At 71.5% G+C, this 24,061-nt stretch carries 26 protein-coding genes; 16 read left to right on the top strand and 10 right to left on the bottom strand.

The window, feature by feature from the left end; all coding sequences use genetic code 11:
* Positions 1 to 82: 82 nt before the first annotated feature.
* Entirely contained in the window at positions 83 to 250 is a 168-nt protein-coding gene (locus tag AB0J69_RS19575) for a DUF3117 domain-containing protein (protein WP_020545024.1), read from the top strand.
* A gap of 79 nt (positions 251 to 329) precedes the next feature.
* The gene (locus AB0J69_RS19570; RefSeq protein WP_364118720.1) at positions 330 to 1,733 is read left to right on the top strand and encodes a leucyl aminopeptidase; all 1,404 of its coding nucleotides are present in this window, start codon (positions 330 to 332) and stop codon (positions 1,731 to 1,733) included.
* Positions 1,734 to 1,772: 39 nt separating this feature from the next.
* Here AB0J69_RS19570 and AB0J69_RS19565 read toward each other — a convergent pair whose 3' ends face one another.
* Complete coding sequence (locus AB0J69_RS19565; protein WP_364118718.1) at positions 1,773 to 2,411, bottom strand: O-methyltransferase; 639 nt, start codon at positions 2,409 to 2,411, stop codon at positions 1,773 to 1,775.
* Positions 2,412 to 2,607: 196 nt separating this feature from the next.
* Between AB0J69_RS19565 and sigE the strand changes: the two genes are divergently transcribed.
* From sigE to AB0J69_RS19545, 4 genes are all read left to right on the top strand, one after another.
* On the top strand, positions 2,608 to 3,240 hold the full coding sequence (sigE, locus tag AB0J69_RS19560; protein WP_364118717.1) for an RNA polymerase sigma factor SigE: 633 nt from the start codon (positions 2,608 to 2,610) through the stop codon (positions 3,238 to 3,240).
* Between the two features lies 1 nt (position 3,241).
* Entirely contained in the window at positions 3,242 to 3,769 is a 528-nt protein-coding gene (locus tag AB0J69_RS19555) for a zf-HC2 domain-containing protein (RefSeq protein ID WP_364118715.1), read from the top strand.
* A 165-nt stretch (positions 3,770 to 3,934) separates the two neighbouring features.
* Positions 3,935 to 5,674, top strand: a complete 1,740-nt coding sequence (locus AB0J69_RS19550) for a trypsin-like peptidase domain-containing protein (protein WP_364118713.1) — start codon at positions 3,935 to 3,937, stop codon at positions 5,672 to 5,674.
* A 210-nt stretch (positions 5,675 to 5,884) separates the two neighbouring features.
* Positions 5,885 to 6,253 (top strand): sec-independent translocase, encoded by a 369-nt coding sequence (locus AB0J69_RS19545; protein WP_364118711.1) that lies wholly within the window; start codon positions 5,885 to 5,887, stop codon positions 6,251 to 6,253.
* A gap of 58 nt (positions 6,254 to 6,311) precedes the next feature.
* Here AB0J69_RS19545 and AB0J69_RS19540 read toward each other — a convergent pair whose 3' ends face one another.
* Positions 6,312 to 7,448, bottom strand: a complete 1,137-nt coding sequence (locus AB0J69_RS19540; RefSeq protein WP_364118709.1) for a P-loop NTPase — start codon at positions 7,446 to 7,448, stop codon at positions 6,312 to 6,314.
* A gap of 159 nt (positions 7,449 to 7,607) precedes the next feature.
* On the opposite strand from AB0J69_RS19540, the gene AB0J69_RS19535 reads away from it, so the two are divergent.
* A complete protein-coding gene (locus tag AB0J69_RS19535; RefSeq protein WP_364118707.1) occupies positions 7,608 to 8,081 on the top strand; it encodes a MarR family transcriptional regulator in 474 nt (157 codons plus the stop codon).
* Here AB0J69_RS19535 and AB0J69_RS19530 read toward each other — a convergent pair.
* Together AB0J69_RS19530 and AB0J69_RS19525 are read right to left on the bottom strand one after the other, a co-directional pair.
* Positions 8,053 to 8,532, bottom strand: a complete 480-nt coding sequence (locus AB0J69_RS19530; RefSeq protein WP_364118705.1) for a DUF1003 domain-containing protein — start codon at positions 8,530 to 8,532, stop codon at positions 8,053 to 8,055. The two genes, AB0J69_RS19535 and AB0J69_RS19530, sit on opposite strands and share 29 nt — an antisense overlap.
* Positions 8,522 to 9,730 (bottom strand): CBS domain-containing protein, encoded by a 1,209-nt coding sequence (locus AB0J69_RS19525; protein ID WP_364118703.1) that lies wholly within the window; start codon positions 9,728 to 9,730, stop codon positions 8,522 to 8,524. The genes AB0J69_RS19530 and AB0J69_RS19525 overlap by 11 nt, the downstream gene beginning before the upstream one ends.
* 95 nt (positions 9,731 to 9,825) lie before the next feature.
* Here AB0J69_RS19525 and AB0J69_RS19520 point away from each other — a divergent pair, with 95 nt between their 5' ends.
* Positions 9,826 to 10,773, top strand: coding sequence for an EamA family transporter (locus AB0J69_RS19520; protein ID WP_364118701.1), 948 nt, complete (start codon positions 9,826 to 9,828; stop codon positions 10,771 to 10,773).
* On the opposite strand, the gene AB0J69_RS19515 is transcribed toward AB0J69_RS19520, so the two are convergent.
* Complete coding sequence (locus AB0J69_RS19515; protein ID WP_364118699.1) at positions 10,757 to 11,125, bottom strand: hypothetical protein; 369 nt, start codon at positions 11,123 to 11,125, stop codon at positions 10,757 to 10,759. The two genes, AB0J69_RS19520 and AB0J69_RS19515, sit on opposite strands and share 17 nt — an antisense overlap.
* A gap of 84 nt (positions 11,126 to 11,209) precedes the next feature.
* Here AB0J69_RS19515 and AB0J69_RS19510 point away from each other — a divergent pair, with 84 nt between their 5' ends.
* Entirely contained in the window at positions 11,210 to 12,142 is a 933-nt protein-coding gene (locus tag AB0J69_RS19510; RefSeq protein ID WP_364118697.1) for a CoA ester lyase, read from the top strand.
* Here AB0J69_RS19510 and AB0J69_RS19505 read toward each other — a convergent pair.
* Together AB0J69_RS19505 and AB0J69_RS19500 are read right to left on the bottom strand one after the other, a co-directional pair.
* On the bottom strand, positions 12,132 to 12,677 hold the full coding sequence (locus AB0J69_RS19505; protein ID WP_364118695.1) for a DUF6529 family protein: 546 nt from the start codon (positions 12,675 to 12,677) through the stop codon (positions 12,132 to 12,134). The two genes, AB0J69_RS19510 and AB0J69_RS19505, sit on opposite strands and share 11 nt — an antisense overlap.
* A complete protein-coding gene (locus AB0J69_RS19500) occupies positions 12,674 to 13,378 on the bottom strand; it encodes a hypothetical protein (protein ID WP_364118693.1) in 705 nt (234 codons plus the stop codon). The genes AB0J69_RS19505 and AB0J69_RS19500 overlap by 4 nt, the downstream gene beginning before the upstream one ends.
* A gap of 99 nt (positions 13,379 to 13,477) precedes the next feature.
* On the opposite strand from AB0J69_RS19500, the gene AB0J69_RS19495 reads away from it, so the two are divergent.
* Positions 13,478 to 14,461, top strand: a complete 984-nt coding sequence (locus AB0J69_RS19495) for a type II CAAX endopeptidase family protein (RefSeq protein ID WP_364118691.1) — start codon at positions 13,478 to 13,480, stop codon at positions 14,459 to 14,461.
* Between the two features lie 338 nt (positions 14,462 to 14,799).
* Positions 14,800 to 17,547, top strand: a complete 2,748-nt coding sequence (locus AB0J69_RS19490; protein ID WP_364118689.1) for a hypothetical protein — start codon at positions 14,800 to 14,802, stop codon at positions 17,545 to 17,547.
* Between the two features lie 18 nt (positions 17,548 to 17,565).
* On the opposite strand, the gene AB0J69_RS19485 is transcribed toward AB0J69_RS19490, so the two are convergent.
* Positions 17,566 to 17,964, bottom strand: coding sequence for an NUDIX domain-containing protein (locus tag AB0J69_RS19485; protein WP_364118687.1), 399 nt, complete (start codon positions 17,962 to 17,964; stop codon positions 17,566 to 17,568).
* A 41-nt stretch (positions 17,965 to 18,005) separates the two neighbouring features.
* Here AB0J69_RS19485 and AB0J69_RS19480 point away from each other — a divergent pair, with 41 nt between their 5' ends.
* The 4 genes from AB0J69_RS19480 to AB0J69_RS19465 are packed head-to-tail and all read left to right on the top strand — an operon-like array spanning position 18,006 to position 21,562.
* Positions 18,006 to 18,665, top strand: coding sequence for a DUF6758 family protein (locus tag AB0J69_RS19480; protein WP_364118685.1), 660 nt, complete (start codon positions 18,006 to 18,008; stop codon positions 18,663 to 18,665).
* 52 nt (positions 18,666 to 18,717) lie between these two features.
* Positions 18,718 to 19,434, top strand: coding sequence for an MBL fold metallo-hydrolase (locus AB0J69_RS19475; RefSeq protein ID WP_364118683.1), 717 nt, complete (start codon positions 18,718 to 18,720; stop codon positions 19,432 to 19,434).
* Positions 19,435 to 19,464: 30 nt separating this feature from the next.
* Positions 19,465 to 20,370 carry a PD-(D/E)XK nuclease family protein gene (locus AB0J69_RS19470; protein WP_364118681.1) on the top strand — a complete coding sequence of 302 codons (906 nt, stop codon included), beginning with the start codon at positions 19,465 to 19,467 and terminating at the stop codon, positions 20,368 to 20,370.
* A gap of 10 nt (positions 20,371 to 20,380) precedes the next feature.
* Positions 20,381 to 21,562, top strand: coding sequence for an MFS transporter (locus AB0J69_RS19465; protein WP_364118679.1), 1,182 nt, complete (start codon positions 20,381 to 20,383; stop codon positions 21,560 to 21,562).
* Here AB0J69_RS19465 and AB0J69_RS19460 read toward each other — a convergent pair.
* Both AB0J69_RS19460 and AB0J69_RS19455 read right to left on the bottom strand, forming a co-directional pair.
* Complete coding sequence (locus tag AB0J69_RS19460) at positions 21,519 to 22,424, bottom strand: oxygenase MpaB family protein (RefSeq protein ID WP_364118677.1); 906 nt, start codon at positions 22,422 to 22,424, stop codon at positions 21,519 to 21,521. The two genes, AB0J69_RS19465 and AB0J69_RS19460, sit on opposite strands and share 44 nt — an antisense overlap.
* A 13-nt stretch (positions 22,425 to 22,437) precedes the next feature.
* Entirely contained in the window at positions 22,438 to 23,328 is an 891-nt protein-coding gene (locus tag AB0J69_RS19455; RefSeq protein WP_364118675.1) for an alpha/beta hydrolase, read from the bottom strand.
* Positions 23,329 to 23,410: 82 nt separating this feature from the next.
* Between AB0J69_RS19455 and AB0J69_RS19450 the strand changes: the two genes are divergently transcribed.
* Positions 23,411 to 23,977 carry a GNAT family N-acetyltransferase gene (locus tag AB0J69_RS19450; protein WP_364118673.1) on the top strand — a complete coding sequence of 189 codons (567 nt, stop codon included), beginning with the start codon at positions 23,411 to 23,413 and terminating at the stop codon, positions 23,975 to 23,977.
* The last annotated feature ends 84 nt before the right edge of the window (positions 23,978 to 24,061 follow it).

Here is a 24,061-nt window from a genome sequence, read left to right as displayed (position 1 = left end):
AAGACGTGAATGCGCCGACCACCCCCCACGGGAGGTCGGAAATCGCGGGCCGCGGGAGCCCAAGGCAGGAAGGGATGCACGCATGGCGGCGATGAAGCCGCGGACCGGCGATGGTCCGCTCGAGGTCACCAAGGAAGGGCGCGGCATTGTCATGCGGGTCCCCCTGGAGGGTGGCGGCCGGCTCGTCGTGGAGATCTCCGCCGACGAGGCAAAGGCGCTCGGCGAGGCGTTGAAGAACGTCGTCGGCTGAGAGCTCCCGAGAGACAACTTGATCCACGACCCTGGCGTAACCACGGCGCCAGGGTCGCTGACGTTTGAGGAGATGTTCCGTGCCCATTGAGACCACTGCGTCGGTGGTCGCCGAGGTTCCCGACGACGCCGAGCTGCTGGCCGTACCCTACGCCTCCGACCTCAGCCCCGCGGTCGATCTGCACCTGCCGGTGTCCGACCTGCTCGCGCACTACGAGGCCAAGGGGGAGGCGGGAGAGATCGTCGAGGTTCCGGTGGCGCGGGGCGGCGGCATCGGGCGGGTCCTGCTGTACGGGGTGGGCGACGGCTCGCCGCGTGCCCTGCGCAGGGCCGCCGCCGCGCTGACCCGACGGGCCAAGGGCCGGGACACGCTGACCGTGGTGGTGCCCGAGGGCGACGTCACCGCGTTCGCCGAGGCTGCCCTGCTGGCCGCGTACACGTTCCGGATCGGCGAGACCGGCAAGAAGGCCGTGCGGGCGCTGGCGTTCGCCGGGGCGGACGAGGGGCAGGTGCGGCGGGCGGAGACCGTCGCGCACGCGGTGGCGCTCGCCCGCGACCTGGCCAACACGCCGTCCTCGGTCAAGGACCCGGCCTGGCTCGCCGAGCGCGCGGCCGAGGTCGGCCTGCCGGTCGAGGTCTGGGACGAGGAGCGGCTCCTGGCCGACGGGTTCGGCGGCATCCTCGCCGTCGGCAGGGGCTCGGCGAGCCCGCCGCGGCTCATCCAGCTCTCCTACACGCCCGCCGAGCCGGCCGACCGGCACGTGGTGCTGGTGGGCAAGGGCATCACGTTCGACTCGGGCGGGCTGTCGCTCAAGCCGACCGACAACATGAAGACCCAGAAGACCGACATGGCCGGCGGCGCGGTCGTCATCGCCGTGCTGGGCGCGCTGGCGGCGCTGGGCGCGCCCGTGCGCGTCACCGGGCTGATCGCCGCCGCCGAGAACATGCCCTCGGGCACCTCCCAGCGGCCCAGCGACGTCATCAAGCACTACGGCGGGCGCACGGTCGAGGTGCTCAACACCGACGCCGAGGGGCGGCTCGTGCTGGCCGACGCGCTCGCCTACGCCGACGCCGTCCTCGACCCCGACGCGGTCGTGGACATCGCCACGCTCACCGGGGCCATCACGGTGGCGCTCGGCCGCAACGTCGGCGCCGTCTACTCCTCCGACGACGTGCTGGCCAAGCAGCTCGTGGAGGCGGGGCAGAGCGCCGACGACCGGCTGTGGCGGATGCCGTTGATCGAGGACTACACGCCCGCGCTGGAGTCGTCCATCGCCGACCTCGCCAACGTCGAGGCCGGGTCCAGGTTCGGGGCGGGGTCGATCACGGCGGCGTTGTTCCTGCGGGAGTTCGCGGGGGATCGGCCGTGGGCGCACCTCGACATCGCGGGCGTCGGGCGCAGCACCGTGGAGGAGGGCACGCTCAGCAAGGGAGCCACGGGGTTCGGCGTACGCGTGCTCCTGGAGTGGCTCACCCGCGGCTAGCCCACTGGGAGCTGGGCGCCCGCGTCCGGCTCCCCGCCGCTAGTCGGAGATCTTGATCGCGGCCAGCAGGCCGTCGCCGAGCGGCATGAGCACCGAGCGCAGCCGCTCGTCCGACTGCACCAGCTTGCCCACCTCGCGCAGCGCCACCGTGTCGGTGTCGCGCTGCGTAGGGTCGGCCACGCGGTGGTGCCACAACATGTTGTCGAAGGCCACGATGCCGCCCACGCGCAGCAGGCGGACGGCCTCGGCGAGGTAGTCGGCGTATTCCTGCTTCGCGCCGTCGGCGAACACCATGTCGTAGCCGCCGTCCGAGAGCCGCGGCAGCACATCGAGCGCGCGGCCCGAGATGAGGCGCACCCGCCCGCCGGAGAAACCGGCCTCCGCGAACGCCTGTCTGGCCAGCCGCTGGTGCTCGGGCTCGACGTCGACGCTCGTCAGCGTGCCGTCCGCGCGCATGCCGCGCAGCAGCCACAGCCCCGAGACCCCGCAGCCCGTGCCGACCTCGACGACGGACTTGGCGTTGACGGCGGTGGCGAGGAAGCACAACGCCGCGCCGCCGCCGGGAAGGATGGGCGTGGCCCCCATCTCCAGCCCGCGCTGCCGCGCCGCGTGCAGGATCTCATCCTCGTGATGGAACTGCTCCGCATAGGCCAGAGTGGCCTCCACCGGAGTGGTCATCGGCCTCCTCCCCACACTTTCGTTCTGATTGCCCGCACCAGTCGCAACACGTCATACACGCCATTGCCACCGATCGCAGCCTAGGGGAGACACGCCGGGACGGGAACTCAGGAGGGACCTAAGGCGTTGCAGGTTTAAACGGGCTTTGCCGGTCCGGAAGGCAGGCAGTGCGCACGAAGGGACGAAACCAGGCACTATGGCGGTAGCGGTGGTCCCAGAGAGAGGAGTTCTGGTGGACGAAAGCGACCACCAGACCGATACTCCGATGTCGTCCGACTGGACGCCTCCCACATGGGAGGAAGTGGTGCGGACACACTCCGCACGTGTGTATCGGCTGGCCTACCGGCTGACCGGCAATGTCCACGATGCCGAGGACCTGACCCAAGAGGTCTTCGTCCGGGTTTTCAGGTCGCTGTCGAGCTACACCCCCGGCACGTTCGAGGGGTGGCTGCACCGGATCACGACGAATCTGTTCCTCGACATGGCGCGGCGCAAGCAGCGCATCAGGTTCGAGGGACTCGCCGACGACGCCGCCGAGCGGCTTCGCGGCCGCGAACCCTCTCCGGCGCAGGCGTTCGACGACGCCCACCTGGAGCCCGACATCCAAGCCGCCCTCGACGCGCTCGCCCCCGAGTTCCGGGCCGCGATCGTGCTGTGTGACATCGAGGGCCTGTCTTACGAGGAGATCGCGGCCACGCTCGGCGTCAAGCTGGGTACGGTCCGAAGCCGTATTCACCGTGGCCGGGCGCAGTTGCGGGAGGCGCTCGACCACCGGGCCCCCCGTACTACCCAACTCCCCCCGACCGTGATCCGTGGGGAGGAAGTCTGACATGGCTCATCTTGGAGAACGCGTTTCCGCGCTCGTCGACGGAGAGCTCAACCACACCGAACGCGAGCGCGCGCTCGCCCATCTGACTTTCTGCGCTGACTGCAGGCGCGAGGTCGAGTCGGTGCGGGCGCTGAAGTCGCGCCTGCGCTCGCTCGACACACCGGCGATGCCGGCGGACCTGACGATGTCCCTGCTCCGGATGGCGGAGCCCGGGGGTCCGCTGCCGCCGAGGGAGCGCCCTTTCCCCACGCGCACGTTCGGGGGAGTGCCCATTCCTGGGCCGCACAGCATCGCTCCTCTGGACAACCGCCCGCGCAGGGACGCCACCGGTGGAGCCTCGGGCCCTGGTCGTGGCGCTAGGCGGCGGACGACGTACGTCGCGGTCGGGATGGTCTCCGCGGCCGTGGCGCTCGGCACCTTCTTCGCGGCGAGCGGCGTGGGGCAGAACAATCCGGCCCCACCGGTTGAACTGTTCCAGCAGCCGGCTCGTACTACGCCTACGAACGCGCCTTCGACCGCCACGCCTTGACCCCCCGGTATGCCGGGGACACTCGGTTGGCGTAGTCGGCGGCCCGCGGGGCATACGATCTGGGTTCGGGAATTGTTACAGACAAGTCCTGATAAAGCTTTATAGCCCTCGTATGCCGCAAGAGCGAGGATTGCGGTGGCCGAGCCAAGGAGTGGTGAGACTTAGATGACCGACGAGACGCGCCCCACCGAAGGACGCACGACGTCGGACTCCCCCGAGCCACAGGGGCGGCCGGACTTCCTGCCCGCGGACGGCGACCAGAACGGCATGCGGCCCGAGCCGCCCGCCTCGTTCGGCTCGTCGTGGGGCGACCCTTCGGGCCGACCCGAGGTCTTCGGCGCGCCGCCGTACGAGCCGCGTTCGTACGACTCCCCGAGCGGCCCTTCGTACGGAGCCCAGGACAACCCTGCCCAGACCGGCCCCCAATACGGCGCTCCCTCCTTCGGCTCGCCGGAGGCGGGGACCCGCTCCTACGACAGCCCGTCGTTCGGCCCCCCGGAAGGGGGCCCGCGTTCCTTCGACAGCGGCCCGTCGTTCGGCCCGCCCGACTCCGGCACGCGTTCCTACGACAGCCCGTTCTTCGGCGCCCCGGACGGTGGGGCGCGCTCCTATGAGGGCCCGCCGCTCGGCGGCTCCTCCGACGGGCCGTCGTTCGGCGCCCCGCCCTCCTACGGCGGCGGGACCCCGCCGCCACCGCCCCCGCGCCAGGCCCTTCCCATGGGCGCGGGCTGGGCGCCGCCGCCTCCGGGCGCGCAGGGCTCGGGCGCTTTGAGGCGCGGACCCTCCATCGGGTTCCTGGTCGCCATGGCCGTGGTCATCGCCCTGGTGGCCTCGCTGCTCGGCAGCGTCGGCACCTACCTGCTGACGAAGCCGACGGGCAGCAACGACCCCTCCTACAGCCTCGGCCCGCTCCCGACCGGCGCCACCAACCGGGCGCCCGACTCGGTGGCCGGCGTGGCCTCGCGGGTGCTGCCCAGCGTGGTCTCGCTGGAGGTGGGCAACGGCAGCAACACCGAGGGCGCGTCGGGCTCCGGGTTCCTGATCAAGAACGGCTACGTGGTCACCAACAACCACGTGGTGTCGCTGGCCGCCAAGGGCGGCGAGATCCGGATCATGTTCAACAACCGCAAGACCACCTCGGCCCGCATCGTCGGCCGTGACCCCGGCTCCGACCTGGCCGTGGTGAAGCCGGAGGAGACGTTCGGCACGCCGGAGATCACCCTCGGCAACTCCGACCAGGTCGTGGTCGGCGACCCCGTCATCGCCATCGGCTCCCCGCTGGGCCTGACCGGCACGGTGACGACCGGCATCGTCAGCTCGCTCAACCGCCCGGTCATCGCCGGGGACGACACCGGCACCAGCACCGAGGAGCCCGCCTACATCAGCGCCATCCAGACGGACGCCGCCATCAACCCGGGCAACTCCGGCGGGCCGCTGGTGAACGGCCGGGGCGAGGTCGTCGGGGTGAACTCGGCGATCGCCACGCTCGGGCGCTCGATGAGCAGCCAGAGCGGCAGCATCGGCCTGGGCTTCGCGATCCCCGTCAACCAGACGCGGCGGGTGGCCGAGGAACTGATCACGACCGGCAAGGCGAAGCGACCCAAGATCGGCATCGTCCTGGACAAGGACTACCGGGGGCAGGGCGTACGCATCGCCTCGGAGCCCGCCGGTGGGCAGCAGCCGGTGGACGCGAACGGGCCCGCCGGGAAGGCCGGGCTGAAGGCCGGTGACGTGATCCTGGAGATCGACGGGCTGGCGCTGCAGGACGGGAACGAGCTGATCGCCCTGATCCGCAGCAAGTCGCCGGGGGCCAAGATCACCATCAAGTACCAGCGGGCGGGGCAGGAGCGTACCGCCACGCTGGTGGTCGTCGCCGACGAGGAGCCGACGCCCACGCCGTCCTGACCACACCACCACGCTTTCCCACCGCGCCGCAGCAGGCACCCGCCTCCTGCGGCGCGGCCGTTTCTTGGATGGAAGACTGTTGCAGGGTGGGGGGTCGTTCTCGCCGGTGATATGACCTAGGGGAGACGACCGACCTACCCGCAGGAGCCCTTAGTCTGTGGATAGGCCGGGGTTGTCCTCGGAGAGGTTGGACTGCGGTAGGAGCTCACGGTGTTCGGACTCGGGTGGATGGAGATCGGAGCGCTGATCGTGATCGCGCTGCTCGTCTTCGGTCCGGAAAAACTGCCCCAGGCAGCCTCACAGGCGGGCAGGACGCTGCGCAACCTGCGCCGGATGGCCAACAACGCGCGCGACGACCTGCGCGCCGGTCTGGGGCCGGAGTTCCAGAACTTCGACCCCGCCGACCTCAACCCGCGCAACTTCGTGCGTAAGCATCTCCTCGACGACATCGAGGACGACTGGAACAACACCGACAAGTCGCGCGAGCTGGAACCCGCCACGACGGCCCCCTACGTGCCTGAGCCGGTCGACGAGCTCAATTATGGGGAATTGCCCCCGTACGACTCAGAAGCGACCTGAGAAGCCCCTCACGAACGCGAAAGGGCCCGCCCCCCGAAGGGAGCGGGCCCGTTCGGTGTCAGCGGCGGGGTGCCAGGCCCAGCTGGAGGCCCTTCAGGCTGGAGGACCGCTTGCTCAGGTCAGCCGCGATCTTGCGCAGTTCGGCGGCCGCCGGAGCGTCCGGCTCCGTCAGCACCAGCGGCTTGCCCTCGTCGCCGCCCTCGCGCAGTCGCAGGTCGATGGGCACCTGACCGAGCAGCGGCACCCGGGCGCCCAGCGTACGCGTCAGCGCGTCGGCCACCGTCTGCCCGCCGCCCTCGCCGAACACCGCGATGCGCTCGTCGCAGTGGGGGCAGGGCAGCCACGCCATGTTCTCGATGACGCCGGCGATCTGCTGGTGGGTCTGGGCCGCGATCGAGCCGGCGCGCTCGGCCACCTCGGCGGCGGCCATCTGCGGCGTCGTCACGACCAGGATCTCCGCCGACGGCAGCCGCTGGGCCACCGAGATGGCGATGTCGCCGGTGCCCGGAGGCAGGTCGAGCAGGAGGATGTCGAGGTCGCCCCAGTAGACGTCGGCGAGGAACTGGTGGAGCGCCCGGTCCAGCATCGGACCGCGCCACACCACCGGCGTGTTGCCCTCGGGCTTGAACATCCCGACCGAGATGACCTTGATGTCGTGGGCCACCGGCGGCATGATCATGTCCTCGACCTTCGTGGGCCGCTCGGCGGCGCCCAGCATGCGAGGAATGCTGTGACCGTAGATGTCGGCGTCGACGATGCCGACCTTGAGGCCGCTGGAGGCCATGGCGGCGGCGAGGTTGACCGTCACCGAGGACTTCCCGACGCCGCCCTTGCCGCTGGCCACCGCGAACACGCGGGTCAGCGAGCCCGGCTGGTTGAACGGGATCTCCTTCTCCGGCCCGCGGTCGCCCCGCAGCTTGGTCTGCAGCGTCTTGCGCTGCTCCGTGCTCATGACGTCAAGTTCGATCTTGACGCCCGTCACACCTTCGACCTTGGAGACGGCGTTCGTCACGTCGCGGGTGATGGTGTCTTTCATCGGGCAACCGGCCACGGTGAGGTAGACGCCAACGCGCACCGCCCCGTCGGGAGCGATCTCGATGCTCTTGACCATGTCGAGATCCGTGATCGGGCGACGGATCTCGGGGTCGATGACGGTGGACAGTGCCGCCGTCACCAGTTCCTGGGTTGGTGCCATCGAAGTCTCGGCACGAGGGAGTGCCGTCCCTCCTTTGTCGGTATATGTGTGACAGGCGCTGGGCGCCAGCGAGGATGCCCCTCCATGGTATGAACCGGAGCCCTCGCTGGGTTAATCCGCACTGTTAGATGTCTGTGCAACAACGTCTAAGGTTACTCCGTGACTCTTCTAGGCGACGAGGGCCTGACCGTAGAGGAGCTGACGGTCTGGCACATGTTGCAGCGTGCACAGGTGCGCATCACCCGCCACCTGGAGGGGGAGCTGCTCGTCGCCCACGAGCTGCCGCTGGCCTCGTACGAGGTGCTCATGCAGCTCGCGGAGGCCCCGGAGCGGCGGCTGCGCATGAACGACCTCGCCGACCGTGTCCTGCTCTCCCGCAGCGGCCTGACCAGGCTCATCGACCGGCTGCAGCGGGACGGGCTGGTCACGCGGGAGGCCTGCGCCGACGACGCCCGCGGGCTCTACGCGGTGCTGAGCGATCGCGGGGCGGCGCGGCTGGCCGAGGCGACGCCGACCTACCTGCGCGGCATCAGGACCCAGTTCCTCGACCTACTGGGGTCGGGGGAGATCGCCCACGTGCGGGCGATGCTCGCCAGGCTTGACCTCACCGGCGCTCCTCAGGGGTGTTCCTGAGCTCCTCCAGCAGCTTGCCCAGCTCCGAGCGCAGGTAGTCGCGGGTGGCGACCTCGTTCAGCACCAGGCGCAGGCCCGCGATCTCGCGCGTCAGATATTCGATCTCGGCCTGGTTGCGCTCGGCGGTCTCGCGGTCCTGCTCGTACTGGATGCGGTCGCGGTCGTCCTGCCGGTTCTGGGCCAGCAGGATCAGCGGCGCGGCGTAGCTGGCCTGCAGTGACAGCATCAGCGTGAGGAAGATGAACGGGTACGGGTCGAACTTGAGGTTGGCGGGCGCGAACACGTTCCAGATGCCCCATACCGCCACGAACACGGTCATGTAGACGATGAACCGGGCGGTGCCGAGGAAGCGGGCGATCTGCTCGGAGAGGCGGCCGAACGCCTCCGGGTCGTAGTGCGGGCGCAGCGAGCGGCGCAGGGCCCGCGGCTGGTCGAGTCGGTCAGACGTCACTGTCGGCCCTCTCGCGCCAGTCCTCGGGCAGCATGTGGTCCAGCACGTCGTCCACCGTCACGGCGCCGACGAGCCGGCCCAGCTCGTCGACGACGGGGGCGGCGACGAGGTTGTAGTTGGCCAGGTAGTAGGTGACCTCGCGCAGCGTGAAGTCCGGCCTGATCGGGTCGATCGACGGGTCGATCACGCCGCCGAGCAGCGTGGACGGCGGCTCGCGCAGCAGCCGCTGGAAGTGCGAGACCCCCAGGTACGTGCCCGTCGGCGTCTCCGTCGGCGGCCTGGTGACGTAGACCTGGGCGGCCACGGCGGGCGTCAGGTCTCCCTGCCTGATGTGCGCGAGCGCCTCGGCCACCGTGGCGCTGGGCGGCAGGATCACCGGCTCGCTGGTCATCACGCCGCCCGCGCTGGTCTCCGGGTATGTCAGCAGCCGCCGCACCGGCTCGGCCTCCCCGGGCTCCATCAGCGCCAGCAGCTCGGCCGCCTTCTCCTCCGGCAGGTCGTTCAGCAGGTCGGCGGCGTCGTCGGGCCCCATCTCCTCCAGCACGTCGGCCGCCCGCTCGGGCTCCAGCGTGCCGAGGATCCCGATCTGGTCGTCGGGCGGCAGCTCCTCCAGCACGTCGGCCAGCCGGGTGTCGTTCAGCGCGCGGGCGATCTCGACCCGCCGCTTGCTGGGCAGGTCGTGCAGCGCGCTGGCCATGTCGGCGGCCCGCAGCGACTCGAACGCGGCGAGCAGCCCGGCCGCCCCCTGGTCCTTCTGCAGCTTGTCGAAGCCCGACACCTCGCCCCAGTCGACGGTCCGCGGCTCGCGCCGCCTGCCCTTGTAGACGGCGACCTTGGTGATCTCCCAGGTGGACGGCTTGATCTCCGCCATGGCCACGTCATAGACGGTCATGGGCTCGTCGCCGAGGCTCACGGTGAGGTCGAGCATCTCGCCGATGACGAGCGTCTCGGTGCCGCGCTGCTCGAACCTGCGCATGTTGAGCCGCCCGGTGAAGACCACGGACCCGGCCTCGATGCGGCGTACGCGGGTGATGGGCAGGAAGACGCGGCGGCGCGGCTGCACCTCCACGACGAGACCGTGGACGTTGGGCCGGCCGCCGATGCGCAGCCCCACCACGACGTCCCTGACGCGGCCGATCTGGTCGCCGGCCGGGTCGAAGACCGGTGTCCCCGCCAACCGGGCCACGAAGATCTGCACGTGGCCAGGCTAACAGTGCTGCCCCATTGCGCCAGGAACGCCGGACATGTCAGTATCAAACCTGCGTAACGGTAATTACTTGACGGGGGTGTGCGGTGAGGTATGCGGGACTCGCGCTCGCGTTCGTGTCCTCGGTCTGCTTCGCGTTCTCGGGACCCATGGCGAAATACCTCATAGCCGCCGGGCTGGCGCCTATGGAGGCGGTGTGGACCCGGATGGCGGGGGCGGGGCTGCTGCTGGTGGCGGTGCTGGCCGTGGTGCGGCCGCGGGCGTTGCGGATCCCCAGCGCCAGGCTGCCGTTCTTCGCGCTGTACGCGGTCATGGCGGTGGCCGGCGTGCAGGCACTGTACTTCGTGGCGATCACGCGGCTGCCGGTGGGGATCGCGTTGCTGCTGGAGTTCATGGCGCCGGTGATGGTGGTGGCCTGGGTGCGGTTCGTCCGCAAGCTCCGGCTGGCGCGGGCCGCGTACGTCGGCGCGGTCGTCGCCGTCGTGGGCCTGGCGATCGTCGTGGAGGCGTGGCAGGGGCTGCGCCTGGACGCGCTGGGCCTGCTGCTCGGCCTGCTGGCCGGGGCGTGCTGCGCCGGATATTTCCTGATGAACGATAGCTTCGGCGACGATGTGGACCCGCTGGGCCTGATCGCCTGGGGGATGACCGGCGCGGCGGTCGTGCTGATCCCGTTCTCCCGCCCGTGGGACATCCCGTGGAGCGCCTTCACGGTCTCCGCCGCCCCTGAGGGCGGGGTGACGCTGCCGGTGCTGGCCGCGTACCTGTGGATGGTGCTGATCGCCACCGTGATCGCGTACATCCTGGGCGTCAACGCGGTGCGGCGGCTGTCGGCCGCGGTGGGCGCCACCGTCGCGTCCCTGGAGGTCATCGGCGGCGCCATCGTGGCCTGGGCCCTGGTCGGCGAGACACTCGGGGTGTTCCAGATCGTGGGCGGCCTGATCGTGCTCTCCGGCGCGCTGCTCGCCCAGACCGCCACCTCGGCCTCTCAGCCGGAGCCCGTGCCGGACCTGGAGGCGGTCAGCGCTCGGGGGTGAGGCGCCAGACGGTGGACTCGCGGGCCCAGCGCTCGGGCAGGTGCTCGCTGTCGCGGGCGTTGAGCCGCTCCTTGGCCAGCACCGCCACGACGTCGGCCGCCGCGGCCTGGTCGACGGCCGCGACCGCGGCCTCGAACTCCACCAGCCGCGCGCCGTTGTCTTTACTGCGGAGCGTGACGTGGACCCGGTCGAGGGCGTCGAGCCCCGGCAACTGCTGCTCCTCGCCCCCCGTCACCAGGTAGATGGCGCCGTCGTGCCAGGCGTGCCAGGCCAGGCGCGGGCGGTCGAGGGTGAGCCAGAGGATGCCGGACTTCTTGGCGCCCTCCTCGACGGCCGCGGTGTTGTCGCTCACGGATCCGACTGTAACCGGCGGGCTCCCGGGCCCGTTAGAGGAGCGGGCGACTTCACCCGGATGATCGCCGAGTAGCGTGTGCGCATGCGCTCACGACGTTCTGTGCTCGCCGTGCCGGGCAGCAACCCGCGGTTCCTGGAGAAGGCCCAGACCCTGCCCGTCGACGAGGTCTTCCTCGATCTGGAGGACTCCGTCGCGCCGCTGGCCAAGGAGGAGGCGCGGGCCAACATCGTCGCCGCGCTGCGGGAGGGCGACTGGTCCGGCAAGACGCGCGTGGTCCGGGTGAACGACCTGACGACGCAGTGGACGTACCGCGACGTGATCGAGGTCGTCGAAGGGGCGGGGGAGTTCCTCGACTGCGTCATGCTGCCCAAGGTGCAGGACCCCACCGAGGTCGTCTGGCTGGACACCCTGCTCACCCAGATCGAGAAGACCATGGGCTACGAAGTGGGCCGCATCGGCATCGAGGCGCAGATCGAGAACGCGCGCGGCCTGGTGAACGCCGACGCCATCGCCGGCTCCTCCGAGCGGCTGGAGACACTGGTCTTCGGCCCGGCCGACTTCATGGCCTCGGTCAACATGCGTACGCTCGTCGTCGGCGAGCAGCCGCCCGGCTACGTCGAGGGCGACGCCTACCACTACATCCTCATGCGCCTGCTCATGGCCGCGCGGATGCACGACCTGCAGGTGATCGACGGGCCCTACCTGCAGATCAAGGACGTCGAAGGCTTCCGCCGGGTGGCGCGCAGGGCGGCGGCGCTGGGGTTCGACGGAAAGTGGGTGCTCCATCCCGGGCAGGTGGACGCGGCCAACGAGGTGTTCTCGCCGGAGCAGGAGGACTATGACCACGCCGAGCTCATCCTGGAGGCGTACGACTACTACACCTCCGTGGAGAAGCGCGGCGCGGTCATGCTGGGTGACGAGATGATCGACGAGGCCTCGCGCAAGATGGCGCTCGTCGTGGCCGCCAAGGGGCGGGCGGCCGGGCTCACCCGTACGACGAGCTTCACACCTTGAACCCGACGGCGGTGAAGAACCAGAACGACGAGGTCAGCCAGAGGCCCACCAGCGCCGTGAACGCGAGCCCGCCGAGCACGGGCAGCGTCCAGCCGGGCGTGTTGCGCTTGGGCAGCGACAGCAGCTTCGCGGTGAACACACCGTAGAAGAAGCAGCCGAGCAGCGAGTGCGCGAGCACGCGGGGCACGTCGTACTGCAGGCCGAGGGCGTACAGGCAGTGGAAGGCGACCGGGATCGTGAGCAGGAACGCCAGCCGGCCCGACCAGCGGTGCACCGCCGGCGGGATGGTGACCCCGAGCTTGCCCCACATCGACAGGGCCGAGACGACCTGCACGATCGCCAGCACGAACGCGCCCGTCGTCAGCCACACCTTCATCGGCAGCGCCGCGGAGAAGCCGGCCACGCCGACCGCGAATCCGGTCGGCGTGTGGGCCCGCCCGTACACGCCGAGCGCGAGCACCACGAGGCCGCCTGCCAGCAGCGGCACCAGTAACGGGGTCAGGCTGCGGGAGGGTTGCTGGTGGACGGCGGTCATTGCATCTCCTCGATGAAGCCGTCGACGTCCTCGGGGTAGACCGTGGTGTCGTCGACAGTCACTGGTGCGGTCGGCTGCTCGCTGTCGAGCTGCGGGATGTCGAGCTGCTCCTCTCCGGCGAAGGCGGCGCCGACCTGGTAGTAGCCGCCGTTCGGGTTCTTGATCATGATCCAGCCGACGCGCAGCTTGGCGCCCCTGACCACGGCGGTGGCCCGGTACAGGCCCGACGGCTTGACCACCGTGGGCGCGACGAAGCTCCACTTCTTGCCGCCGACGGACACCGAGCCCTTGGCCTGGCCGCCGCCGAGTGCGGCCGAGATCTTGGAGCCGGCGTTGGCCACGCCCTTCAGCTGCAGCGTGCCCGCCGACTCGTCGCCCTTGAACCAGGCCTCGGTCCTGCCGTCGCAGAAGTAGCCGACCGCCTTGCCGTTCCTGATCGAGATCGCGATGAGCGCGCCGTTGCCCTTCACCCGGCCGCCGTAGTCGGCCTTGGCGATCTTCTGCGCCTCCGTACGCGTCGGTGAGGGGGACGGTGCCGCGGAGTTCTGTTCGGTGGTGCCCTCCTCCACCGACGGCGCTTCCGCGGCGGTGTTGGCGGCCGGGTTCTCGGCCGCCGGTGTCGCGGTGATGCTGGCGACACCCAGCCCCACGGCGAGCACTGCTCCCGCCGCGAGGGTGATGAAAGGTCCCAGCCTTGACATGGACTGCTCCCAGGGTCGAAATGCTTACGCCTCCGAGCATCCGCCTAAAACGGCGGGCCGTCTGTGAACTAATGCGCATCAAGCGGACAGAATGGAGAGATGCAGGAGAATCCAGGGCCTCAATATCCGCCGTACGGCAGCCAGGTGCCCGCTCATCCGTACGGGCAGCCGCCGTCCTGGTTCCTGCCGGCTCCTCGTGGGGCTCGTTTCGACCACCTCGCCAGGAACGCCGCGGCCCGTCCGTGGCGCGCGATAGTGGGTACGCTCGTCGTCGGCGCCGGGTTCGTCATGATCGGCGTCGTGGTCGTCGTCGCCTTCGTGGTGCCGGCCGGCATCCTGGGCCTCCCCTCGCCGGTCGACGCGTCCGGGATGCCGGAGGGCACGCCTCTCGGGCTGGCCATGACCCTGCTGTCGATCGCGCCCGTGCTCCTGCTCGTGCTCGGCACGGCGGCGCTGGTCCAGCGGCGCCGGCCCGGGACGCTCTCGTCCGTGGCGGGCGGGTTGCGCTGGTCCTGGATGATGCGGTGCGCGGGGATCGCGGTGCTGGCGCTGGCGCTCGGCCAGGGCGCGCAGTGGGTGGCGCTGAGCGTCTCCGGCCTGGACGCCGACATGTTCGGATGGGCGGGGTGGCAGGTGTTCCTGCCGCTGCTCATCGTGATCGTGGTGCTGGTGCCGTTCCAGGCGGCGGCGGAGGAGTACGTCTTCCGCGGCTGGTTCATGCAGGCCGTCGGGGCGCACGTGCGCAATCCCGTCTGGGCCATCGTCATCGGGTCCGCGCTGTTCGCGTCGTTGCACGGCTATTCGTGGGCGGGGCTGCTGGACGTGTTCGCGTTCGGGGCCGTCATGGCCTGGCTGGCGGTGCGTACGGGCGGCCTGGAGGCCCCGATCGCCCTGCACGTGATCAACAACGTGGTGGCCTTCGGGGTGAGCTCCGCCGCCGGGAACCTCGACGACGCGCTGGATCAGGGAAAGATGCCGGTGCCCTGGCAGGCGTTGACGGGAACCGTGGTGCAGCTCGGGGTGTATGCGTTTGGTGTGATGTATCTAGCCAAAAAGCGGTCGATTAGCACCATTTCGGAATAAATCCGGCGAGAGGTGCGGGGAATCTCGCTAGAGAGGTCTCGCTATTCCGGCTGAGTCATGCTGGTCTGGATGCTGTCGGCCGGCGCGGGTCCCTCCTGGACCCTCCTGGAACGGTCCGCGACCCGGCCGAGATCTACCTGTACGACTCGTTTGACTAGGAGGTACGGCGCGTGGCCTCCGGCCCCAGCGAACCGCCACGGCGACCGCCGGAAGACGACGACCCGCGTTCCGAGGGCGCTTCAGAACCGCATCCTTCCGAAGAGCCCAGGATCAGCCATTCGCCACCCGGCCCCACCGATGATCGGGCCAGAGGCCTACCGCTGACCTCACCCTGGGGGATGCCGCCGTTCGCCGCCCCCATACCCGAGGAGGAGCCGCAGGACTGGCCCAAGGGGCGCCGGCCGTACAGCTCACCGACGGCCGAGCCCGAGGTGGAGCAGCGCCGCCGGCCCCGGCGCATCGTCAACCGGCCCGACAAGCTGGTCGCCGGCGCGCCCCTCTCCGCGGACCCCGCCTCGGAGCCGCCCGCCTCCGAGACCACCTCTGGGCCCATCCCCGGGCCCGCCCCTGAGCCCGCCACCGAACCCGTCCCAGAGCCGGTCTCCGAGGCGCCTGAGCCGCACGTGGCCGCCTCCCAGGACATCGAGCAGGAGCCCTCCGGTAAGGAGGAGACGGTGGACGAGCCGGAGGTGCGGCGCGTCGGGCGGCCACCGGCGGGCCGTCCCACCCGGCCCGACCTGCTCGTCGCGACCGGCCCGCCGCGCCCCCAGGGGTCGAGCGGCCGCCACCACAGGGGCCCGGCCCCCGCCGCCGTACGCCGGTCCAGCCCCGTCCACCGGGGCAGCAGGGCCGTCCCGGTCGTCCTGACCGTGGCCGCGGCCGTCCTGGTGGCCACCGGCGTGCTCGTGTGGCAGTGGAGCGACGACGAGGCCCCGGGCCTGAGCCTGGCGGCGGGCACCGGCCGGTCGGGGGATGAGCTGTTCACCGTCCCCGCCGCGGGCGTCGGCGCCAATCAGAAGCTCAACGACATGACCTCGGTGGGCCGCGCGGTGGTCGCGGTCGGCAGCGACACGACGAGCCCGACCCCGCGCCCGCTCTTCCTGTTCTCCCCCGACGGGGGCAAGAACTGGCAGCTCGGCCAGGTGAACCGGGCCTCCACCCCCACGGTCCGGCGCGTGGTCGGCGGGAACGGCCGCTGGCTGGCCAGCGGCGGCGACGACGTCTCCGGCGAGCGCGGCCTGTGGACCAGCACCGACGGGTTCAGCTGGACGGCCGTGGAGGAGACCGGGTCCGCCTTCAGGGCGGGTGACCACATCGACGACATCGCCAGGACGGGCTCCGGGTTCGTCGCCGTGGGACGTGCGACGGGAGCCGACGGCGGCTCCGGCCCCGCGGCCTGGCGCTCCGGCGACGGCGCCATCTGGGAGCGAATCGAGACGAGGGAGCTGGGAGTACGGGAGATCAAGGCCGTGGTGGCCAAGGGCGACACGGTCGTGGCCATCGGAGTACCCGCGGACGGCGAGGGATCGCGGGTGCTGCGCTCGGCCGACGGCGGCCGCAACTGGCAGGCGACCGGCTTCCAGCTCCCCGAGGCGCTCGCCCCGCGTGCCGGGATGGTCGCCGTGCTGCCCAAGCGCTTCGTGCTGGTGCCGACGCGGCGGCGGACGGCCGAGGGCGACGTACGCGTCTACTGCTCCCCGACCGGGGCGCAGTGGTCGCAGTGCGGCTCCATCGGCGGCCTCGGCCCCGAGAGCCCCGGCGTGGAGTCGCTGATCTCCTACCCGACGGGCGTCGCGGCGATCGCGCAGTCCGTGATCGGCAAGTACGCGGTCCTGACCACCGCGAACGGGAGTGACTGGGCCAAGCGGACCGACCTCGGGGACCTGCAGGGGGCGACCCTGCGCGGCTTCACGATCTCCTCCGGCGGCACCCTGTTCGCCGGCGGCGACCAGGCGGCCTCCGACGTCGACAACCAGCTCGTGCTCATGACCGCGCCCCCGCGCGGCTCCGTCTCCCGGGTGCCGCTCGGCGAGGTAGAGGGCCTGACCAGGATCGCCCGCGAGACGAACGCGCTGGCCGGCGCCGGCGGCCGGTACGTCGCCGTCGGCTCGGCCTCGGGCGACGCCGGCCTGTGGACGATCAAGAACTGGCAGAGCTGGAAGTCCATGAGCCTGGGCGGCACCGGCAGGCAGACGCTGGAGGACGTGGCGCACGGCGGCCGCGGCTGGCTGGCCGTCGGCGGCACCGAGACGAACGTCGCCGTCGCCGACCCCCTCCTCGTCACCTCCGAGGACGGCGAGAGCTGGAAGAAGGTGAACGCCACCGGCGACCTGGCCCGCCGGCCCGACCAGCCCTACCTGCGGGCCCACGTGGTGACAGCCGGCAAGGAGGGCTATGTGGTGGCGGGCGAGACCAAGGACCAGTCGGGCACCCTCGGCGCCGCCATGTGGTTCACCCCCGACATGCGCAAGTACACCCGGTCGAAGAAGCTGCCGCAGGGCGGCTCGGGCGTGCGCGTCCACGACGCCATCGCCACCGGCGACGGGTACGTGGCGGTGGGCGGCTCCGGGAACGCCGACCAGGAGACCACCGTGGTCTGGCACTCGGAGGACGGCGTGAACTGGAGCGCGCGCGACCGCGTGTCCCCTCCGGACGCGACGTCGGCCGGGCTCCGCCGGGTCACCACCTACCAGGGCAAGCTGGTGGCCATCGGCACGGCCCTGACGGGAGGGACGCGGCACGCGTTCGCCGCCGTCTCCGAGGACGAGGGCCGGACCTGGCAGACGGCCTGGCTCCCGGCGGACCGGGCGGCCGCGGTGTACGACCTGGCGGCGGCGGAGGAGGGCCTCGTGGCCGTCGGCTGGCACGGCGTGCCCGGCGAGGGCGACAGCGCGGCCTGGACCTCGCAGGACGGGCTGTCGTGGAACCGCATCGGGCTCACCCAGGACCGCCTGGCGGGCCAGGGGACGCAGTGGTTGTCGGCGGTGGCCGTGGCGGGGTCGGAGGTCGTGGCGCTCGGCCGGTCCACGACGTACAGCGCCGACCACCTGATCCTCTGGACCTCCAGCCTGACGTCCAGCCGATAGGTGGGGCGGGCTCCCGGCTCAGTTCGGCGGGAGCACACCCCACGCCGTCAGCGACTCCAGGAGGCCCTCGGACAGCGGCAGCCGTACCAGGTCGGCGCGGTCGCACCAGCGCACGTCGGCGGCGTCGTCCCCGGCGGCGGGCACCCCTCCCGACACGGTGGCGAGGTAGTCGCGGATCACGTACGTGACCCCGCCCGGCCCCGGCCGGTCCACCGTGCCCGCAAGGCGGCCGACCTCGACCTCCAGCCCCGTCTCCTCCAGCACCTCACGGCACACGCCGGCCTCGTCCGTCTCTCCAGGCTCCAGCCGCCCCCCGGGGACGGACCACAGCCCCATGCCCGGCGGGTGGCCGCGCTTGATGAGAAGGAGCCGGTCAGAGGCGTCGAAAATGATCGCGCCGACACAATTTACGCGCACATGACCAAGATTACGACGGGATAACGGGTAGCGGTCTTGACGTGGCCGTGCCGGAGAAAGCACCGTGGGTAGTTGTGAGAGCGGCTCCAACCTGCCCGCGGTGTTTTGGCCCGCTTCACGGGCCGAGCGCCTGGTCTAGTGCGTTTCGATGTGATGCGCACGGTGATGTCCTGCCGTATCAGCCTCCGTGGCCGCCGACCAGCACCGCGCTAGAGGCGATACGCAAGTCTTCCGTCGTGCCCGTATGGCTGCCGTGGCCGTTGCCCGCCGGCTGGCTGGTGACCGGCTTCGGCGAGGTGGGCGACCAGCGCACCGGCGCCCGGGCGAGCCTGGTCGCGCTGACCGGGCCGTCGCTGATGGAAGGGCCGGCCGATCTGATCGTCATCGCCGAGGAGCCCGGAATCGGGCTCGGCGCGGCGTTCGCGGGGCTCGACGGGCCCGACCCCGGAGAGGGGTTCGACGCGGGACCGCCGAACGCCAAGATCACGGTCCTCGGCCATCCCACCGCCCTGTGGTGCGTGGACGGCCAGGACGACCGCGCCGTCTACGCGGGCGAGGCGCTGGGCAACTGGCTGTGGGCGATCGCCTGGCCGGCCGACGCGGGTTGCGTGATCGCGCTCGCCGAGCTGTCACTGCTCGACGCCCGCGATCATGACCTGGATGTGCCGTTCGGGGCGTTCTCGCCCAGACTTGAGGATTAGCCCGCGCGTACGCGATTCGCGCTGTCATGCAGACGGGCTAGAGTTCGGAGGCGTGACAGCGCGTATCGAGCGAGTGGTGACCGAGGGAGTCGTCGACATCGACGGCACCGAGCACAAGGTCGAGAACAACACCTGGATCGTGGGTGACGACGACGAAGTGATCGTCATCGACGCGGCGCGTGACGCCGAGAAGATCCTTGAGCAGGTGGGCGAGCGGGAGGTGCTGGCCGTCATCTGCACGGCGGGCCTGCCCGACCACGTCGGGGCGGCCATCGAGGTGGCCAGCCGCGACGAGGCCGTGGTCGCCCTGCACCCCAAGGACAAGCCGCTGTGGCGGGAGACCTGGCGGGAGACCTGGCCCGACATCGACATGGAGGACGACGGCATCTTCGGCGTGGCCGACGTCCAGCTCGATGTCATGGAGACGCCCGGTGTCACGCCCGGCGGCGTGTCGCTCTACTGCGAGGCGCTCGGGGCGGTCTTCAGCGGCAAGGCCCTGCAGGCCGACGGCCCCGGCAAGATCGGCGGCGAATACCCGGCCCTGGCCGACCAGCTCACCTCGATCGGCGGGCGGCTGTTCACGCTGCCCGGCGACACGCGGGTGCTGGCCACCCACGGCGACGAGGTCACGATCGGCGACCTCGAGCCGCACTTCGACGACTGGGTGTCGGGCTCCCTGACCCGCGTCGACACCGACGGCGAGGACGACGGCCCGCTGACCGACGGCACCAGGATCTCCGGGATCAAGCTCGGCCCGGGCGACGAGTAGGGTGCGGCGCCTGGCGACCGGGCACGCCGGATGAGCGGCGTGCAGGGGCAGCTGCCGCTGGAGGGGATGCCGCGGCGGCTCTATTCGTGCACGCCGTCGCGGTTGAACACCTGGCTCGACTGCCGCCGCCGCTACCGGTTCACCTACCTGGACCGGCCGCAGCCGTCCAAGGGGCCCGCCTGGGCGCACAACAGCGTCGGGGCGAGCGTGCACAACGCGCTGGCGGGCTGGTGGCGGGAGCCGTACGACCGCCGGACCCCGCTGACGGCGGCCGTCCTGGTCACGAACGGGTGGATCACCGAGGGGTTCAGGGACGAGGAGCAGTCGGGGCGCTGGCTGGCCCGCGCCCGCGACCTCGTGTCCGGATATGTCGCGACTTTAGATCCGTCCGACGACCCGGTCGGCGTCGAGCGCACGGTCGCCACGCGGACCAAGGCCATCGCCGTGTCCGGCCGCATCGACCGGCTAGACCGGCGCGGTGACGAGCTGGTCGTGGTCGACTACAAGACCGGCCGCCGCCCGCTCACCCAGGACGACGCCCGTTCCTCGCTCGCCCTGGCCATCTACGCGGTCGCGGCCTCGACGATGATGCGCACGCCGTGCCACACGGTCGAGCTCCACCACCTGCCCACCGGCGAGGTCGTCGAGTGGCGGCACACCGACGAGTCCCTGGCCCGCCACCTCGGCCGCGCCGAGGAGCTGGCCGCGGAGGCCGCGGCGGCCGACGACCGCTACCGGGAGGTCGTGGCGCCCGGGCGGCGCCGCCCCGCCGGGGACCGGCAGCCGGTCGGGCCCGCGTCGGTGCCGGACGAGATCGACGAGCTGTTCGCGCCCAGCACCGGCCCCATCTGCTCCTGGTGCGACTTCCGCCGCCACTGCCCTCAGGGGCGGGCCGCGGGGCCCGACCGCCAACCTTGGGACGGCCTGGCCGAATAAAGGACGCCATGTGAGACGCGAAGGGCGATTACCGGCGGCAGTGGCTCTGGGCACGCTGTTCAACCCGCTGAACTCGTCGATGATCGCCGTCGCGCTCCTTCATGTCGAGGCCGAGTTCCACGTCGGCATCGCGGCCGTGACCTGGCTGGCCGCCGGCTTCTACCTGGTCGGGATCCTGGCGCCGCCGCTGATGGGCACGCTGGGGGACCGGTTCGGGCCGCGGCTGGTGTTCTGCTGCGGGCTGGTGACGATGGCGGTCACCGGCGTGCTGGCCACGCTGGCGCCGTCGTTCCCGGTGCTGCTGGGGGCGCGGCTGCTGCAGGCGTTCGGGAGTTGCGCGACGATGCCCGCGGGGATGGCGATCATCCAGGCCGCGATGCCGGGCGACGACGGCCGGCCGCCGCCGCGGGTGATCGCGACGATCTCGATGGTCCTCACCGCCAGCGCCGCCACCGGTCCGGTGCTCGGCGGGGTCCTGATCTCGCTGTGGGGATGGCGGGCGATCTTCCTGGTCAACGTGCCGCTCGCGGTGGTGGCGCTGGTCGCTGCCCTGCGGTGGCTGCCCCGGGTACGCGTGGACGGCGCCCGCGAGTCGGCGCTGCTGCCCCGGCTGAGCCCCGGCCTGCTGGCCACCTGCGGCCAGTTCGCGCTCACCAACGTGGCCTTCTACGTCGCCTTCTTCGCGGTCCCACTGTGGGCCCAGAGCACGGCCGGCGTGCCCGCCCACCTCGCGGGGCTGCTCGTGCTGCCGCTGGCCGGGCTGGGGATCGTGATGACGCCCGTGGCGGTGTGGCTGGCCGCGCGGGCCGGGATGCGCACGGTGCTGGTGGCGGGCGCGGCGCTGCTGCTCGGCGGCTCCTGCGTGATGGCGGCGGCGGACTCGGTGGGGCCGGTGCTGGTGGCAGGGGCGGTGCTGGGAGTGGCGGCGGCGCTGGGCCAGTTCGCGCTGAACTCGCTGGTCTTCGTGCACGCCGACCGGCGTGACACGGGAGCGGCCGTGGGGGTCTTCCAGGCGTCCAGGTACGTCGGCGCGGCCACCGCCTCCGCCCTGCTCGGGGTGCTGTTCGACCGGGCCGGGCTGGGTGGCGGCGGCTGGGCGATGGCGGGGGTGTCGGCGGTCGTGCTGGCGGGGGCGGTGCTCCTGCCCGTCAGGCGGCCTTCGGCCAGCGACGGGGGTCGGTCAGGCCCTTGAGCCCCCTGTCGACGTCGTAGCCCGCCGCGCGCAGCCGCTCCCGGGAAGCGTGCAGCATGTCCCTGGTGGCCGGCATGAAGGCGCGGTCGTGCACGGGCTCGGGCAGCGCGTTCATGCTCAGCCGGAACGCCCTCAGCGCGGCCGTGACCGTCGCCCGGGGGACCTCGGGCAGCGCGCCGTACATCCGCCTGGCCCAGTCGGGCAGCGTGTAGTAGCAGAGCGCGCCGAAGGGGAAGTAGGCGGGCTTGCCGGGCGACAACATCCGCAGCTCCCTCGGCAGCCGGGGCCACAGCAGGAACCGCACGGTCGCGGCCGCCTCCGGTGTCACGCGCAGGGCGGGGCGCACCTGCTTGAAGTAGGCGTCCATCTCCGCGCACGTGCCCGGCACGTCGTCGGCGTGCAGGCCGACGTAGGTGGCGCTCTTGCGCTGCTCGTGGAGGTAGCGGTCGGCCTGGCGCTCGCTGAGCGCCAGCCCGCCGCGCCTGGCCACCTCCAGGTACGACGACACCTCCGCGCAGTGCACCCACAGCAGCAGCTCCGGGTCGTCCACCCGATGGGTCCGCCCGCTGCCGGGCTCGTGGACGCGCAGCGCCTTGTGGATGCCCCGCACGCGCCTGCCGATCTCGTCGGCCTCCTGAGGGCTGCCGAACGTCACCCGCCCCACGAAGTCGGCCGTGCGGCGCAGCCGCCCGAACGGGTCCTCCTGGAAGTTGGAGTTCTGCCAGACGCCCAGCATGGCCAGGGGGTGCAACGCCTGCAGCATGAGGCCGCGCACGCCGCCGATCCACATCGAGCGGTCGAGGTGCACCTGCCAGGTCGCGCTCTGCGGCGGCTGGACGACGATGTCTTCGAGCCTCGTCATAGTAAGTGAAGGATTACATGGCATTGGACCGTGTGTCCAAATAATGCCTCTCGGCCGCGTTCCAGAACCGGACGAGCGCCGCCGCCGTCGTCTCCGGTGCCTCGACGGCGGGGGAGTGCACCGCGCCCGGCACGACCACGCACTCGGCCCCGAGCCTGGCGGCCATCTCCGACTGCGCCTCGGGCGGCCAGCCGTCGTCGTGCTCGCCGTACAGCACCAGCGTGGGCACCTCGATCTCGCGCAACTCGTCGGTGCGGTCGTGCATGGTCAGGACCTGCTCGGCCATGCAGGACAGGCCGGTCGGGGAGTTGGCGAGCAGGCGCTTGTGCAGGAACCGCAGGATCTCGTCGGGCACGTCGCCGGCCAGCGCCTCGGGCTCGAACCTGCTGTGCCACACGTGCTCCAGGCCGAGCACGGGCACCTCTTCCATGATCTTCCGGCCGTTGCCGGCCCGCCGGCCCTCGATGGCGGCCGGGCCCGAGCCCATGAGCGTGAAGGACGCGAACTTCGTGCGCCCGTCGATGACCGCCTCCCTGGCCACCAGCCCGCCGAAGGAGTGGCCCACCAGGTGGACGGGGTCGCCGGCGCCGATGACCTGGGCGAGCACGTCGACGTCGGCGCCCAGGGCGGCGCACGTGTAGGCGCCCGGATCGTCGGGGCCGGGGGTCTCGAACTGGCCGCGCAGGTCGATGGCCACGACCCGGCGGCCCGACTGGGCCAGGGTCATCAGGACCGCGATGAAGTCCTCCTTGCTGCCCGTCAGGCCGGGGACCAGGAGCGCCGGCCAGCGCTCCACCACACCACTGACCGGAACCGCCTCCAGGGCCGCGAACGTGCCCTGTGGCGTCTCGATCTTCTGTGGTGCAACGCCTGGAGGCAGGTCGAGGAATCGCGGCGTACTCACGTGGGGCAACAATACCCAGAGGTCAGCGCCTCGACACCGGCATGGCCATTACGCTGGTGCGAGTTCTGAGGAGTTGTGAGGTATGCGCGATCTTGAGATCCGGCCCGCCACCTCGTGGGACGACGTGCGGACGGTCCTCGGGCCCAACGGGGCCTGTTCCGGGTGCTGGTGCATGTGGTTCCGGGTCGCCGGGGCGGCGTTCGGTGCGATGCCGGCCGGCGAGCGCAGGGACCGTCTTCAGGACCTCGTGGAAGGCTCTGAGCGGGCGCCTGGGGTGCTGGCGTACCTGGAGGGCACTCCTGTGGGGCGGTGCGCCGTGGCGCCGCGTGAGGAGCACGTACGGCTCCTCCGGTCGTCCGTCACCAGGCCCGCCGACCCCGGTGAGGCCGGGGTGTGGTCGGTGACGTGCTTCTACGTGGCCCGGGGCGGTCGCGGGCGGGGCGTGGCCGCGGCCCTGCTGGAGGGGGCCGTGTCGTACGCGGCGGGGCAGGGGGCTCAAGTGGTGGAGGGGTATCCGAAGGACACGGAGAAGCGGTTGCCCGCCGGGGAGCTCTACCACGGGTGGGGCTCGCTCTTCGAGGAGGCGGGGTTCGAGGAGGCGGCGCGCCGCTCGCCCACCCGGCCGATCATGCGCCGCGCCCTGCCGTAGGAACGCCGCCCAGAAGGCGCGAGAGGCGGCGCGCGCCGGCGGGGGGGGGGGCGGCCCGAGCCAGGCGGGCGGGGGGGGGGCCGC

Origin of the sequence: Nonomuraea sp. NPDC049709, from assembly GCF_040674815.1 — a bacterium.
GTDB lineage: Bacteria > Actinomycetota > Actinomycetes > Streptosporangiales > Streptosporangiaceae > Nonomuraea.
Note: the sequence above shows the minus strand (reverse complement) of the source record. Positions and strands in the feature narration are given on the sequence as shown.

Coding starts and splice junctions, on each gene's coding strand:
- AB0J69_RS19550 (WP_364118713.1), top strand. CDS start 3,935: ATGACCGACGAGACGCGCCCCACCGAAGGACGCACGACGTCGGACTCC.
- AB0J69_RS19540 (WP_364118709.1), bottom strand. CDS start 7,448: ATGGCACCAACCCAGGAACTGGTGACGGCGGCACTGTCCACCGTCATC.
- AB0J69_RS19505 (WP_364118695.1), bottom strand. CDS start 12,677: ATGACCGCCGTCCACCAGCAACCCTCCCGCAGCCTGACCCCGTTACTG.
- AB0J69_RS19450 (WP_364118673.1), top strand. CDS start 23,411: ATGCGCGATCTTGAGATCCGGCCCGCCACCTCGTGGGACGACGTGCGG.
- AB0J69_RS19460 (WP_364118677.1), bottom strand. CDS start 22,424: ATGACGAGGCTCGAAGACATCGTCGTCCAGCCGCCGCAGAGCGCGACC.
- AB0J69_RS19555 (WP_364118715.1), top strand. CDS start 3,242: ATGGCTCATCTTGGAGAACGCGTTTCCGCGCTCGTCGACGGAGAGCTC.
- AB0J69_RS19510 (WP_364118697.1), top strand. CDS start 11,210: ATGCGCTCACGACGTTCTGTGCTCGCCGTGCCGGGCAGCAACCCGCGG.
- AB0J69_RS19490 (WP_364118689.1), top strand. CDS start 14,800: ATGCCGCCGTTCGCCGCCCCCATACCCGAGGAGGAGCCGCAGGACTGG.
- AB0J69_RS19565 (WP_364118718.1), bottom strand. CDS start 2,411: ATGACCACTCCGGTGGAGGCCACTCTGGCCTATGCGGAGCAGTTCCAT.
- AB0J69_RS19495 (WP_364118691.1), top strand. CDS start 13,478: ATGCAGGAGAATCCAGGGCCTCAATATCCGCCGTACGGCAGCCAGGTG.
- AB0J69_RS19575 (WP_020545024.1), top strand. CDS start 83: ATGGCGGCGATGAAGCCGCGGACCGGCGATGGTCCGCTCGAGGTCACC.
- AB0J69_RS19470 (WP_364118681.1), top strand. CDS start 19,465: ATGAGCGGCGTGCAGGGGCAGCTGCCGCTGGAGGGGATGCCGCGGCGG.
- sigE (WP_364118717.1), top strand. CDS start 2,608: ATGGCGGTAGCGGTGGTCCCAGAGAGAGGAGTTCTGGTGGACGAAAGC.
- AB0J69_RS19500 (WP_364118693.1), bottom strand. CDS start 13,378: ATGTCAAGGCTGGGACCTTTCATCACCCTCGCGGCGGGAGCAGTGCTC.